Here is a 13,114-nt window from a genome sequence, read left to right as displayed (position 1 = left end):
GATATTATCTTTTCGGGTTTCTCTAGCGCAGCATTAAGCTGGGCTTCTTCTGTTTGCGAGTTTGTTTCGCAACTTAGGAATAGTGGAATACACACCAATCCTAAAGAAACAAATGCAATCATTTTTTTCCTCATGGTTATAGTTTTACGATATTAAAATGAATGTGATACTGCTTTTCAGCAGGATTAATTAACTGTATTGTCATGAATATATCTTAAAAGATTCTTCATAACTAAATTTTTAATAAAGTCGACTAGAAATGTAATTACACCATCAAAAGTAGGAAAAACTCGCAATCGTTTTCGTGAAGTTGTATAAATGTCATTTTTTTATGTGTAATTGTCATTTTTTCATAAGAAAATGTTAAAAAAAGAATGAATTTATGAGTTTATTCTATTTATAAAATAATTTAAATATGTATAAACAACTGTTATTCAAGTGTTTGTTTGTTTTTTAAATAAAAACCGATAACAAAATGTTATCGGTTCTGTATATTTTCATATTCTTTACAAGTTATTCTTCACAGGGAATCCTATTTCCATGTTCATCATAGCATTTTTTAGTATATGGAGGAGGGGAAAGGTGGCCAATATTGAAAGTTAAACTCTCACTACTTTCATCTGTCCTTTCTTTTGCCATGAATTCTTCTTGAGACAAGCTCTGTAGTGACTTCCCTGTACTATTCACAATAGATTGCTTTTGTGTACTTGCAGTTAAAAATACCGTTTGCGCATTTGACTTTAATGCTAAACTTGAGTCATTATCGTACACACCAAAAAATACATCAACACCAGTAATAGCTAAATTATACTGCGTCGATTTTTTCTTTAGATATTGAAAATACTCTTTAAATTCATTCAATGAATACCAAACCGCCTTTGTGTAATACTCCTTTGTAACTTTCTTAGCAAAAGGTTGAATATATTGAGTTTGATAGTTGTTAAACTGAGTAACTGCTTCATTAAACGAAACATATCCATTTGGTGAAAGTACTAAGTTTTCATCATTTTGAGAGTTAACTTGTAGTTTTAATGACGAGTCAACATGCTTAAAAGTCAAAAACTGTTCATTTTCAATCGTGAATGATTCTTGATAATCTAAATGTTCATTATGTGTTGATGGCATTAAGAAAACAGTTCTTTTCCCATCAGTATCTACTCCAAATACAAAACTGGCTCCAGTTACAGAAATATTATTTGCTGTTGCTAAAGTTTCCAAACGATATATATAATTTTCTAAAGTAGATAAATCAAAGTGGATAGCTTTGTCTTCAAAGCGTGTATTCGCTTTTCCAATTTGTTCCAAACGTGTTTGTTGATCATTACGGAAAAGTCTTGCTGCTTGTGCATTGGAAATAATTTTTGCAGGTATTTCTAAAGCAATATATAATTGTTCTTCTTCTGCTTGGTTATTGGATTCACAACTAAGGAAAAATGTAGCACATACAAGTCCCAAAGAAGCCAATGCGATCATTTTTTTCTTCATGAGTTTAAAAGTGTTTAATTCGTTAAATAGAAAAAACGCGTTTTTTGTATGTAATTACTTTATAAATGTAAGAATAATATTGTTTAGTCTGGAAAATATTTCATAAGCGTCAAATTTATTTTGTAAGTGTTATTTTTCTAACGAAATGATTTACATAAATAGTATTTTTGTTTTATAGAGGTTGGACAATAACTTTATCTTGATATCTCAACAACTTTATCTTGATTAAATATTTTTTTGTCTTGATGTTTTTAAAAATTATCTTGATCTTTTTGTGAAAACTTCTTGATATATATTTAAACTAAAAAAACCGCTAACAAAAAGTTATCGGTTTGTGTATTTTTGAAGTATCATTGCGAGAATTTTAAAGAAATTCGTGGCAATTTATTTCTTTCAGATATTAATTGTGCTTTGATTTGAACAGATTACCACGCTATCGCTCGTAATGACGTATTTGATGTATAAATTTTTAATTTCTAATCATTCAAACTTCAGCATTTTATATCTCGACTGTACTCGATGTGACATGCTCATTCATTTAGTCTAATGACTTCCTTTCTTCAATAAATCAGGAAATTTCTTTTGAAAACGCTTTAATCTTGGAATAGAAACTCCACGTATGTATGGATTGTTTGGGTTTCTAGCTTCATAATTTTGGTGATAGCCTTCTGCATCATAAAAAGCAGTATACTTTGTTACTTCCGTAGTAATATCGCCTCTAAAAACGTTGTCCTTTTTTAATTTTGCAATATATATATCCACAATTTTCTTCTCACTATCATTTTTATAAAAAATAGCTGAACGGTATTGTCTACCAGCATCTGGACCTTGTCTGTTCAACGTTGTAGGATCGTGCGAACCAAAAAATACTTTTACCAAAGTTTCATAAGTAACGACTTTAGGATCGTAATATACTTTTACCGCTTCTGCATGATCTGTTCTTCCTGCACTTACCAATTGGTAGTTTGCCGTTTCCGCTTTTCCTCCAGCATATCCAGAAACAACTTCTTCCACACCTTTCACACTTTCAAAAATAGCTTCTACACACCAAAAACAACCACTTGCAAAATAGGCTGTTTCGTACTTTTCAAGTTGCTCTTGCGTAAATTGTTCCTTTTGCATTGTATTAGTTGTACTTGTGTTTGAGTTACAACTTAAGGTAAAAAATACCATAGCGATCAAAGGCAAATAAATAGATTTCATAACAATTAAATTAGTTTTTCTATCAGTCGTACACAATTTTAAAACTTACGCTTAAAAATAGATTGACTGAATTTTTTCTTTTTCTTACCTGTAAAGATACGAATTGAATTTATTTTAGATTTGTTTAGATTAATTTAGACACGCTTTGCTATTTGAACTTTAATATATGATGAAGCATTATAAAACAAAAACGATTGCCTTTCCGGAGAAAAACAATCGTTTTAGCATTCTTAATTAACTAACTGGTTTTTTGATTGATGCAGTCGTTTATTTTTGATGAACTAATTTTTTTGTGACAAAGAAACCTGTAAATAAAGCGGCTCCGCCTACTAAGAAGATAGTACCTGGATACGCAATTTCTTCTGGTAATGACATCACTGAATGTAACATGTAACCAATAAAAATACCCAATCCAATACCCATCATTAAAATGGCAAAATTGATGACCAATACTTTCCATGTTGGTGTTAATGATTTTTTAGTATTGAAAAAGATATTAGCTTCTGCACCTTTTTCAATCAATGCCAAACGTTCTTTATTTCTTGATGAAATGTATAAATAATACATTCCAAAAATTACCCCAAAAATTGCGGGTACTATAATTACTTCTGATCCCATACCTCCTGATGTTGCTATTACTTCGCGTCCTGTTGTTATTACCTCATGTTGCATATTACTGTTTTTTTAAGTTTAGTTTTTGTATTTGCCCATTAAGACGAATGGTTTTTTGTTTCGGTTACAAAAAATTTATTTTTTTTTATTTTTAATATGAAAATGTATGTTATGAGGAAGTTTAGAATAGAGTGATGTGATTGTTTGAAGTACTTCTAAATGTAAAAGAAAGTAGTTTTTATTAAAAATGAAGTGAAAGATCCAAAATCCAAAACTTAATACATAAAAACAAAACCCAAGAAAAAAACAAAAAATCTGTAACCAATTCTAAAAAGTTGTCGTCTTAACTATGAAATGACTCAAAACACTGACCAAGATTATATAGATCAGATACGTTCTGGAAACGTAAATGCGTATTCAATGCTTGTAGCAAAGTATAAGAATATGGTATTCACGTTGGCATTGCGTATTGTAGAAAATCGTGAAGATGCCGAAGAAGTCTCGCAGGACACCTTTATAAAAGCGTATAGGAAATTAGACTCATTCAAAGGAACTTCTAAATTTTCTACATGGTTGTATAGAATTGTTTATAATACGAGTTTGGACTATGTTAAAAAGAACAAAAGAGTCGTTTTGTCAGAGCATATTGATGAGATTAACGAATCGGATATTGGCAGTATGCAAAATGCATTAACTTATATTGAAGACAAGGAAAGAAAGGAAACAATTGAAAAGGCGTTGTTGAAATTACCAGAAGAAGAACGCATATTACTGACCTTGTTTTATTTTGAAGAATTGCCACTGAAAGAAATCTCAGAAATTGTGAAAATATCGTATGATAATGTGAAAATAAAACTGCATCGCAGTCGAAAAAAGCTATTTCATATTTTAAAAAATGTTGTAGAACCTATATATTTGAATCATGGAAGCAGAAAATAAGAAGTTAGATCAATTTACAAAAGAAGTGATGCAAGATGCTGGATTACAAGCACCTTCTACAGATTTTTTAGCCAATGTAATGGCAGCTGTTACCCATGAAAAAGTGCCTGTAAAAGCGTATAAACCTTTAATTAGTAAAGTAGGTTGGCTTATAATTGGTGCTTTATTTTTGATTTTTGCGTTTGTATTGACACGTTTCTCTTTAGGATTCTCCATTTTTGGCGATTGGAACTTATCAAGCTTAGTGATTGAAAAGTACGAGCCAACGTTTGAAATACCTGAAATTCCAGCTACTTATGCGTATTGTTTCTTCTTTTTATTGGTATTTGTAGTGATACAAGTAAAAATTTTTTCCAAACAATTAGATAAGAATTTGAATTAGACTGTAACTGATTTCGAGGAAAACCTTATTTTTTCTATATATGAAAAGTAAATTGTCATTAAAAAGCTAATGACAAAATAAGCTGCCATTAAGAGACTTCCATATTGGAAATAAGAATTCATTCCATACCAATCTTTAAAAGTAAGAATTACAAAAAGTCCCAAAACAACTTTTATGGCTTCAAATATAATCGTGTATTTATACTTATCTAGCAAGCTTGTATAACTGTATATTCCAACAAAAACAATACCTCCATACAATACTAGCATACCATAACCATTCGATTTTAAGATGTTTCCAAAGTTGTAAAATAAGAATAACATTAACAATATGGTCATGACTAATTGAAATGCAGACCAAACTTGCAATGATATAGAAGACGCAGTATGGTATTTTTCAAAAGTATATACATTTTCAATAATTTTTACAGGATATTTTTCTTTTACATCTTTTGGACGCCAACCTGTTGGCATAAACCAAATTCGAAGTTTGTCATAATAACTATTAGTGCGCCAAGCATCTTTAATTAATCGCCATAAATGTTGAAAATTGATAAGTATAGGATTCCAAGTTGCCGCAGGTTTTAAAACTCCAAATACTGGTGGTACATCATCGAGTTCCTCTTGGAATGTTCCAAATATGCGATCCCAAATACAAAAAACAGCGGCTAAGTTTTTATCAATATATTCAGGATTAATTGCATGATGTACTCTGTGTTGTGAAGGTGTTACAATAATGTATTCTAACAAACCCAGTTTTCCAATATGCTTGGTATGATACCAAAATTGTGCAAATAGATGAATAGGTGTAAGAATAGCAATGATTTTATATGGAATTCCTATCAATGCAGCAGGAATTAACAATAAAGGAAAATATCCTAAAATATTTGAAATGGATTGTCGTAATGCACACGCTAAATTAAATTCTTCACTACTATGATGAATCACATGCTGATTCCAAAAGAAATTTATCTTATGACTCAATCGGTGATTCCAATAACTTGCAAAGTCAATAGCAATAAAGGCTAGGAGATAGGCATACCAAGTTTCAGAAATAGAAAAGATTGCTAAACTTTCTAATAAAAATGGATAAGAAATTAAAATAACGGCTAAACCCAACGAATCTTTAATAATACTTGTTAACCCTGAGCTGATACTTGATATTGTATCATTCAAAGTATGTGTTTGGTTTTTAATAAAGTAACCATAGGCAATTTCAAAGATTACTAATACAAAGAAAAAAGGAATGGCATAAAGTAGGGCATTCGCATATGCTTCCATAGAACAAACGATTTTCTATAAATTTAGCATTTTTTTTCAAAAAGCAATGCATGCATAGTAAATAAAGTACATGATTTGTTTTAAACTATTTTCTGATTTTTATCTTTAAAAAGTAAAAGAATACATTGCAATACTACCAATTAAATAACTTATTGTATTTATAATTAGTGTTTTAGTTATGATTCTTTTTTGAGAATACTCAGATTTTAATCTAAAAATGTTAATGGCGACTTCAATTAAAATTGTCAAAACAAACGCTATCAGGTAAAAAATGATCAATTGTTGAAATGCTCTGTCGCCTCTAACTTCATGATTACTTACCCAAGGAAACCATACTACTAGCCACCAACCTCCATTCAAAATCATTGAACCAACAATTCCTATGATACCGCTTATTAGATTTGAAATAATTACAGTAGAGTAAACTTTTCCGTTTTTCCAAGTGTTTGAAAGCAATTTGGAAAGGCCAAACATTTAATTATGATAATTGCAATCATAAAAATCCATCCTTCAGGAAGGAATGCATAACTACCAAAACTTACATTTAATATTGTCATTGAACTTCTTTTATCAGTAATTTAAATTTTATCAACCACCACAGCCTCCGCAACCGCCGCATCCCCCACAACCTCCACAACCGCTATCGCCAGAACCATCATCAAAACCATCAATAGATTCTATGATAGGCGTGAAATCACTATCATTAATTGCCATTAAATCAAATTGGTTTTTTATGGTATTGTGCTCATATAAGCTTACATAACTTAAGTTTCCCAATAGTAAATTTGATTTTTCCTTTTTTAAGTTCTGCTTCTCTTTTGCTAATTTTTCAAAAACTTCAGTTGGAATTTTTGGAATTAGAATAATATTTCCTTTGATAGCTAATAATAATTCAACAGCCCCTTTCGTTTTTCTACTTGCGTTGATCTTGATACGTCTTAGTTCTCTTTTAATTTCATTTTGCGCATGAATTCCTTTTTCAGTGACAACTCTAATCCCAAGTAATATCTGAAAAAAGTTTGATTTGTAATACGGCTTCATTCGTTCATCTGTATATACATATTTTAATTTATATGCTTCACTATTTTTAACCTTTTCAAAGGCCGTTTTTAAAAGATTGGAGAGACTTATTTGTAGGGTGTCATCTTTTGAGAAAATTGCAACAAATATAGATTCGTGCTTTAACGGTTTGTACGTTGTATATGCTTTTCCAATACGTATAATCGGATTTTTCTTTTCCTCTTCCGTAGCTTTAGGTTTGGGTAGTATTTCAAAAACTTCTTTTAAAAGTAAATCAAAAAAGGTTACTCTTGCAAGCACATCAATTTTAACAGCAGTGTTTTCGATAATTAAGACTTCCGCTGGAGATAGTTACGTTAATTCTTTAATCATATTTTTTTAAATTTTGGTAATACCCAATTTCTATGAAGATTTACTCTTCTGAAGCGAATTTCTCCAAATCTTATCTTGGAAGAAGGCCATATATCTGTTGGTGGATTTTTTTTGAATATAGTTACATACAATTCCTTTGTTTTTTGATACCAATCGTTAAATTTTTCTTTTTCACTGGAACCGCCTTTTGTTGGTCCGTGATGAATTTCTCGCCCTAAAGTATTTTTACAAAACTCTGTCCAATACAATCGTGTATACACAAGATGTAAATGCCAAATTTGATCTACTTGATCGGATGGTGTCAATGGATGATCAGCAATACAAATAAGAAACATAAATTTTTTATATTCATGAATTGCTCTCACTGCATATTCATATTTCCAACCATTTTCTCTGCAAAGTCTGTCTGTAAATGTGAAGGAAGATGTAATGTCATCCAATTGGAATGCTTCTATTTTATTCCATAGTATTTTTTGCTCTTCGGTCATTTTCTTAATTGAAGCTACTGTTTCATTTTTATTACCAGATATTGTTTTTTAACGCTTCTGAATACGTCGTTTTTTTAATGGTTACATTTTTTTCATATGGATGACCTTTTCCCATTACCCAAACGAGTGTATTAGGCATTCTACAGTTAGGAGGAACTATTTCGGTGTCTACCATTAATAATCCGCCACCATCTGTCATACCGATTCCATATCCAACATGAATATGATTTTTTTAGGATGTAAACACCCAAAAACGGCGCCTGTTATTTTAAAATCAGATTACAATTCTTTGTTTTGAGAAAAATAAGTCAGTTAATCTTAAATCTACAATATTCTGATGCAATGGCAAAGTTTTTAATGTTTTTAGACATAAAAAAAACTCTCATGTGATCACATGAGAGTTTTATATATATTAAGTGTATCTCGACTTTACTAAATATAAACACTGAACGAAGTCAATGTTTACAGTGAGTTAGGTTGAGGCACTTAAAGTTTATTTTTCAATTAAAACCCATTGCCCTTTAGCAATTAAAGGTTCTGCTTGTTTGAATTTTACAGTTTTGTTTTCGCCAGTCATAACATTTTTAATTGTTACACGTTCGTTACGACCAATTTTTGGCTTATCGCGAACAATTGTTTCTGTTACTTGCGGACGTTGTTGTGATTGTTGCATTGCAGCGCGTTGTGCTGCTTCTTTCTCATCACTGTTTAATACTTCTTCTTTTGAAGTTGTATAGTTGTCCTTTTTACGTTTTTGTTCACGAGCTTCACGAACACGATCAGGATTGTTATCGGCTAATTCTCCTTTGAATAAGAATGTTAATATTTCACGATTTACTTTATCAATTACTTCTTTAAACAATTCAAAAGCTTCAAACTTATAAATCAATAATGGATCTTTTTGTTCGTGAACGGCTAACTGAACCGACTGTTTCAATTCGTCCATTTTACGCAAGTGTGTTTTCCAAGCATCATCGATAATTGCAAGAGAAATATTTTTCTCAAAATCATTTACCATTTGCTTCCCTTTCGATTCGTAAGCTTCTTTTAAGTCACTGATAACGTTTAATTCTTTCGTTCCATCTGTAAACTTAACAACAATGCGTTCGTATTTATTTTCAGGGTTTTCGTATACGTCTTTGATAACTGGATATACCATTTCGGCATTGATTTCCATTTTCTCATTGTAGCTTCTAAAAGCTTCTGTATATACTTTTCCTATGATTTCTTCATCTGTAAGTGAGCCAAATTGCTCTTCTGTAATTGGGCTTTCTATAGAGAAGTAGCGGTATAACTCAAATTCAAAGTTTTTGAAGTCATTCGCGGCTTTATTCGTTTGAATGATGATTTCGGCAGTATCATATACCATATTCGAAATATCAACCTTTAAACGCTCTCCGTGTAAGGCATGACGACGACGTTTGTATACTACTTCACGTTGTGCATTCATTACATCATCATATTCTAAAAGACGCTTACGAATTCCGAAGTTATTTTCTTCTACTTTTTTCTGTGCACGTTCAATAGATTTTGTCATCATAGAGTGCTGAATTACTTCTCCTTCTTTCAGTCCCATTCTGTCCATCATCTTGGCAACTCTGTCCGAGCCAAATAAACGCATTAGGTTATCTTCCAAAGACACATAAAACTGCGAACTTCCTGGATCTCCTTGACGACCTGAACGACCACGTAACTGACGGTCTACTCGTCGAGAATCGTGACGTTCTGTACCAATAATTGCTAAACCACCAGCGGCTTTTACTTCATCACTTAACTTAATATCCGTACCACGACCTGCCATGTTTGTTGCAATTGTAACCTGTCCTGGGCGACCAGCTTCCGCAACAATATCAGCTTCTCTTTGGTGTAATTTAGCGTTTAATACATTGTGAGGAACTTTACGAATAGAAAGCATTCTTCCCAACAATTCCGAGATTTCTACCGAAGTAGTACCAATCAATACAGGTCTTCCTTGTTTCGACAATTCGGTAACCTCATCAATGATAGCGTTGTATTTTTCACGCTTCGTTTTGTAGATTAAATCTTCTTTGTCTTTACGTGCAATTGGTCAATTTGTTGGAATTTCAATTACATCCAAATTATAGATTTCCCATAATTCTCCTGCTTCCGTAATTGCCGTACCTGTCATTCCAGATAGTTTGCGATACATTCTGAAATAGTTCTGTAGAGTAATGGTAGCGAAAGTTTGAGTTGCATCTTCAATCTTTACATTTTCTTTCGCTTCTATCGCTTGATGCAATCCGTCAGAATAACGACGACCATCCATAATACGACCAGTTTGCTCATCGACAATCTTAACCTTATTGTCCATCACAACATATTCAACATCTTTTACAAAAAGGGTATACGCTTTCAACAACTGATTCATGGTGTGAATACGCTCACTTTTTACTTGAAACTCGTTGAATAATTGCTCTTTTAACTCAATTTCCTTGTCTTTTTCAAGTCCTTGTGCTTCAATTTGGGCAATCTCTCCACCAATGTCTGGCATTACAAAGAATTCTTTATCGTTACTTCCTACCGATAAATACTCAATTCCTTTATCTGTTAAATCTATTTGATTGTTCTTTTCTTCAATCACGAATAATAACTCTGCATCTACTTTGTGCATTTCGCGATTGTTGTCTTGCATATAGAAGTTCTCTGTTTTTTGAAGTAATTGTTTTATTCCTTCTTGACTTAAGAACTTGATTAATGCTTTGTTCTTAGGTAAACCTCTGTATACTCTTAATAATAAGAATCCACCTTCTTTAGTTTCACCATCTTTAATTAATTTTTTCGCTTCTGCTAAAACACCTGTTAAGTATTGACGCTGTTTTTGAACAATATCAGCTACTTTTGGCTTTAGCTCATTGAATTCGTGTAAATCTCCTTGTGGTATTGGACCAGAAATGATTAACGGTGTACGCGCATCATCAACTAATACAGAATCGACCTCATCGACAATAGCGTAGTTATGCGGACGTTGTACTAAATCATTTGGTGAATGTGACATATTATCACGCAAGTAATCAAAACCAAACTCATTATTTGTTCCATACGTAATATCAGCCATGTATGCTTTTCTTCTTGCTTCCGAATTTGGTTGATGGTAATCAATACAATCAATCGTTAATCCATGGAATTGGAAAATAGGAGCCATCCACGCACTATCACGTTTTGCTAAGTAATCATTCACGGTTACTAAGTGCACTCCTTTTCCTGGCAAGGCATTTAAGTATACAGAAAGTGTTGCAACTAAAGTTTTACCTTCACCAGTTTGCATCTCTGCAATTTTTCCTTGATGCATTGTGATACCACCAATTAACTGTACGTCATAGTGAATCATATCCCAAGTTACTTGCTTTCCAGCTGCATCCCAAGAATTTTGCCATATAGCATTATCTCCATCTAAGGTTACATAATCATGTATTCCAGACAACTCTCTATCATACGGAGTTGCAGTTACATTCAATTCTGTATTATTTGTAAAACGCTTTGCAGTTTCTTTTACAACCGCAAAAGCTTCTGGTAGGATTTCAAATAAAACACCCTCAGAAATTTCATATTCTTCGTCTCTCAATTTATCAATTTCCTGATAAATATCTTCCTTACGTTCAATATCCGAAATGCTTTCTGCTTCTTGTTGTAATGCATCAATTTTAGCATTTACTTCTTTGCACGCTTCCGTAATGCGCGACTTAAATTGTGTTGTTTTAGCTCTCAACTCATCAAGTGATAACTGTGCTAGTTGTTGCTCATGTTCCTTTATTTTGGTAACAATTGGTTGAATAAGCTTTATGTCTTTCTTGGATTTATCTCCAACAAACATTTTTAACACTGAATTTAAAAAACTCATGGTGTATGTGGTTTTATATTAAACCAAAAAAAAGCCTCGATGTGGAGACTTTTTTCCTTGCTTAAATTTGTTTTAGTATTCATCTTCGTTCCAGAGGTAATCTTCCTCTGTTGGGTAATCAGGCCATATTTCTTCAATAGATTCATAAGAATCTCCTTCATCTTCAATTGATTGCAAGTTTTCTACAACTTCTAATGGAGCTCCAGTTCTAATTGCATAATCGATCAACTCATCTTTTGTAGCTGGCCAAGGCGCATCGCTTAAATGGGATGCAAGTTCTAATGTCCAATACATATTCTTCGATATTAATTTTTTGCAAAAATAAATTTTTAAATGAAAAAGTCAAGTAAAAAAATCATTATTTACACATTATTTTTAAGAACGTTTTTTTAAGGATATTTATTTCCTTAATAATTAGTTGTTTAAGAATTCTTTTGAGGAATCCATTTTATTTCGTTCGCTTGTAAGTCATGCGACAACTTTCGTGCCAATACAAAAAGGTAGTCAGAAAGTCGGTTTAAGTATTTTAAGCTATGCTCGTCAAATGGTTCTAATTCATAAAGAGCTGATGCTAAACGCTCTGCTCGTCTACAAACACAACGGGCAATGTGACAGAATGACACAGTTTGATGTCCACCTGGTAACACAAAATGTGTCATTGGTGGCAATGCATCATTCATTGTATCCATTTCTCTTTCTAAAACTGCAATGTTTGCTTCTGAGATTCTGGGAATGTTTAAACGATCTTTTCCATTTTTTAAAGTTGCCTTTTCAGGGTCTGTAGCTAAAACAGCACCAATGGTAAATAGTAAATCTTGAATTTCTGTCAATACATTTTGATAATGTGGGTTGATTTCCTGATCGCGAATTAAACCAATATATGAATTCAATTCATCTACAGTTCCATAACTATCAATACGGATATGATGTTTTGGGACACGAGTTCCACCAAAAAGGGCAGTGGTTCCTTTATCTCCCGTTTTAGTATAAATTTTCATCTTTTCTTTTTCTTTTTTTTTGAGATGTTTTTAATGTCTATTGGTTCTTTGATACGCATATACATAGATAACAGCAACGATAACAATGCCAATAAGGATTACTCTAACAGTCATATTTCTTCTTTTATTTATTGTTATCAGTTAGTTTTTTTTGTTTTTGTTACGATTACGTTCAATTGTATATTAGGTATTCTCTTAAAATTGGTTTTTTGACGCTTAAAATCGAAGCATATATAAATCAATAAGCAATTAATACACTAATAAAGAGTGAAAGCTAAACATATTCATTTCTGTACTTCTTTACTCTTGTAGCATTTAATCATTTTTTTGATCTTTTTTCTTTTCTAGATAATCATTCATGAATTGACGATCTTTACGACTATTATTACGTCTTTTATTTTTTCGTGTGTTAATGATTAGAAAAGGACCTAATACAGCCACAATAATAATTATTACAATTAACTCTTGACTCATAG

Annotated in this window: 13 protein-coding genes and 1 pseudogene; 2 read left to right on the top strand and 12 right to left on the bottom strand. The window is 31.9% G+C overall.

The genetic code is table 11. The annotated features are described in order from the left end of the window. Nucleotides 1–513: 513 nt before the first annotated feature. The 3 genes from MK119_RS21745 to MK119_RS21735 all read right to left on the bottom strand — a co-directional run bounded on the left by MK119_RS21745 (nt 514) and on the right by MK119_RS21735 (nt 3,360). Nucleotides 514–1,485 (bottom strand): hypothetical protein, encoded by a 972-nt coding sequence (locus MK119_RS21745; RefSeq protein WP_290683340.1) that lies wholly within the window; start codon nt 1,483–1,485, stop codon nt 514–516. A gap of 543 nt (nt 1,486–2,028) precedes the next feature. Beyond that, nucleotides 2,029–2,688 (bottom strand): peptide-methionine (S)-S-oxide reductase MsrA, encoded by a 660-nt coding sequence (gene msrA / locus MK119_RS21740; protein WP_290683338.1) that lies wholly within the window; start codon nt 2,686–2,688, stop codon nt 2,029–2,031. A gap of 267 nt (nt 2,689–2,955) precedes the next feature. Further along, on the bottom strand, nt 2,956–3,360 hold the full coding sequence (locus MK119_RS21735; RefSeq protein WP_366512857.1) for a DUF6249 domain-containing protein: 405 nt from the start codon (nt 3,358–3,360) through the stop codon (nt 2,956–2,958). A 294-nt stretch (nt 3,361–3,654) separates the two neighbouring features. On the opposite strand from MK119_RS21735, the gene MK119_RS21730 reads away from it, so the two are divergent. Together MK119_RS21730 and MK119_RS21725 are read left to right on the top strand one after the other, a co-directional pair. Further along, nucleotides 3,655–4,239, top strand: a complete 585-nt coding sequence (locus MK119_RS21730; RefSeq protein WP_290683336.1) for a sigma-70 family RNA polymerase sigma factor — start codon at nt 3,655–3,657, stop codon at nt 4,237–4,239. Further along, on the top strand, nt 4,223–4,621 hold the full coding sequence (locus MK119_RS21725) for a hypothetical protein (RefSeq protein WP_290683334.1): 399 nt from the start codon (nt 4,223–4,225) through the stop codon (nt 4,619–4,621). Before MK119_RS21730 ends, MK119_RS21725 begins: the two co-directional genes overlap by 17 nt. Here the strand turns inward: MK119_RS21725 and MK119_RS21720 are convergent. The 9 genes and pseudogenes from MK119_RS21720 to MK119_RS21680 form a co-directional block, all read right to left on the bottom strand. Beyond that, nucleotides 4,618–5,901: a sterol desaturase family protein gene (locus MK119_RS21720; protein WP_290683332.1), complete on the bottom strand. Its 1,284-nt coding sequence runs from the start codon at nt 5,899–5,901 to the stop codon at nt 4,618–4,620. The two genes, MK119_RS21725 and MK119_RS21720, sit on opposite strands and share 4 nt — an antisense overlap. A 105-nt stretch (nt 5,902–6,006) precedes the next feature. Then, nucleotides 6,007–6,375, bottom strand: a complete 369-nt coding sequence (locus MK119_RS21715; protein WP_290683330.1) for a hypothetical protein — start codon at nt 6,373–6,375, stop codon at nt 6,007–6,009. Nucleotides 6,376–6,489: 114 nt separating this feature from the next. Next, complete coding sequence (locus MK119_RS21710) at nt 6,490–7,221, bottom strand: hypothetical protein (protein ID WP_290683328.1); 732 nt, start codon at nt 7,219–7,221, stop codon at nt 6,490–6,492. A gap of 68 nt (nt 7,222–7,289) precedes the next feature. Next, complete coding sequence (locus tag MK119_RS21705; RefSeq protein ID WP_290683326.1) at nt 7,290–7,781, bottom strand: hypothetical protein; 492 nt, start codon at nt 7,779–7,781, stop codon at nt 7,290–7,292. 31 nt (nt 7,782–7,812) lie between these two features. Next, a complete protein-coding gene (locus MK119_RS21700) occupies nt 7,813–7,980 on the bottom strand; it encodes a hypothetical protein (protein WP_290683324.1) in 168 nt (55 codons plus the stop codon). A gap of 294 nt (nt 7,981–8,274) precedes the next feature. Further along, nucleotides 8,275–11,640: pseudogene (gene secA, locus MK119_RS21695) on the bottom strand (preprotein translocase subunit SecA). A 72-nt stretch (nt 11,641–11,712) separates the two neighbouring features. After that, nucleotides 11,713–11,934: a DUF2795 domain-containing protein gene (locus MK119_RS21690; protein ID WP_007093625.1), complete on the bottom strand. Its 222-nt coding sequence runs from the start codon at nt 11,932–11,934 to the stop codon at nt 11,713–11,715. Between the two features lie 128 nt (nt 11,935–12,062). Further along, a complete protein-coding gene (locus MK119_RS21685) occupies nt 12,063–12,638 on the bottom strand; it encodes a cob(I)yrinic acid a,c-diamide adenosyltransferase (RefSeq protein WP_290683319.1) in 576 nt (191 codons plus the stop codon). A 315-nt stretch (nt 12,639–12,953) separates the two neighbouring features. Next, nucleotides 12,954–13,112: a hypothetical protein gene (locus tag MK119_RS21680; protein WP_290683317.1), complete on the bottom strand. Its 159-nt coding sequence runs from the start codon at nt 13,110–13,112 to the stop codon at nt 12,954–12,956. Nucleotides 13,113–13,114: the final 2 nt, after the last annotated feature.

The sequence above is a fragment of the Kordia sp. genome (genome assembly GCF_022447245.1).
Taxonomy (GTDB): Bacteria; Bacteroidota; Bacteroidia; order Flavobacteriales; family Flavobacteriaceae; genus Kordia.
Note: the sequence above shows the minus strand (reverse complement) of the source record. Positions and strands in the feature narration are given on the sequence as shown.

Bases quoted from the DNA above. Each gene is read 5' to 3' on its own strand.
- MK119_RS21715 (WP_290683330.1), bottom strand. From the start codon at position 6,375: ATGTTTGGCCTTTCCAAATTGCTTTCAAACACTTGGAAAAACGGAAAA.
- msrA (WP_290683338.1), bottom strand. From the start codon at position 2,688: ATGAAATCTATTTATTTGCCTTTGATCGCTATGGTATTTTTTACCTTA.
- MK119_RS21690 (WP_007093625.1), bottom strand. From the start codon at position 11,934: ATGTATTGGACATTAGAACTTGCATCCCATTTAAGCGATGCGCCTTGG.
- MK119_RS21725 (WP_290683334.1), top strand. From the start codon at position 4,223: ATGGAAGCAGAAAATAAGAAGTTAGATCAATTTACAAAAGAAGTGATG.
- MK119_RS21705 (WP_290683326.1), bottom strand. From the start codon at position 7,781: ATGACCGAAGAGCAAAAAATACTATGGAATAAAATAGAAGCATTCCAA.
- MK119_RS21680 (WP_290683317.1), bottom strand. From the start codon at position 13,112: ATGAGTCAAGAGTTAATTGTAATAATTATTATTGTGGCTGTATTAGGT.
- MK119_RS21700 (WP_290683324.1), bottom strand. From the start codon at position 7,980: ATGACAGATGGTGGCGGATTATTAATGGTAGACACCGAAATAGTTCCT.
- MK119_RS21745 (WP_290683340.1), bottom strand. From the start codon at position 1,485: ATGAAGAAAAAAATGATCGCATTGGCTTCTTTGGGACTTGTATGTGCT.
- MK119_RS21730 (WP_290683336.1), top strand. From the start codon at position 3,655: ATGACTCAAAACACTGACCAAGATTATATAGATCAGATACGTTCTGGA.
- MK119_RS21720 (WP_290683332.1), bottom strand. From the start codon at position 5,901: ATGGAAGCATATGCGAATGCCCTACTTTATGCCATTCCTTTTTTCTTT.
- MK119_RS21685 (WP_290683319.1), bottom strand. From the start codon at position 12,638: ATGAAAATTTATACTAAAACGGGAGATAAAGGAACCACTGCCCTTTTT.
- MK119_RS21735 (WP_366512857.1), bottom strand. From the start codon at position 3,360: ATGCAACATGAGGTAATAACAACAGGACGCGAAGTAATAGCAACATCA.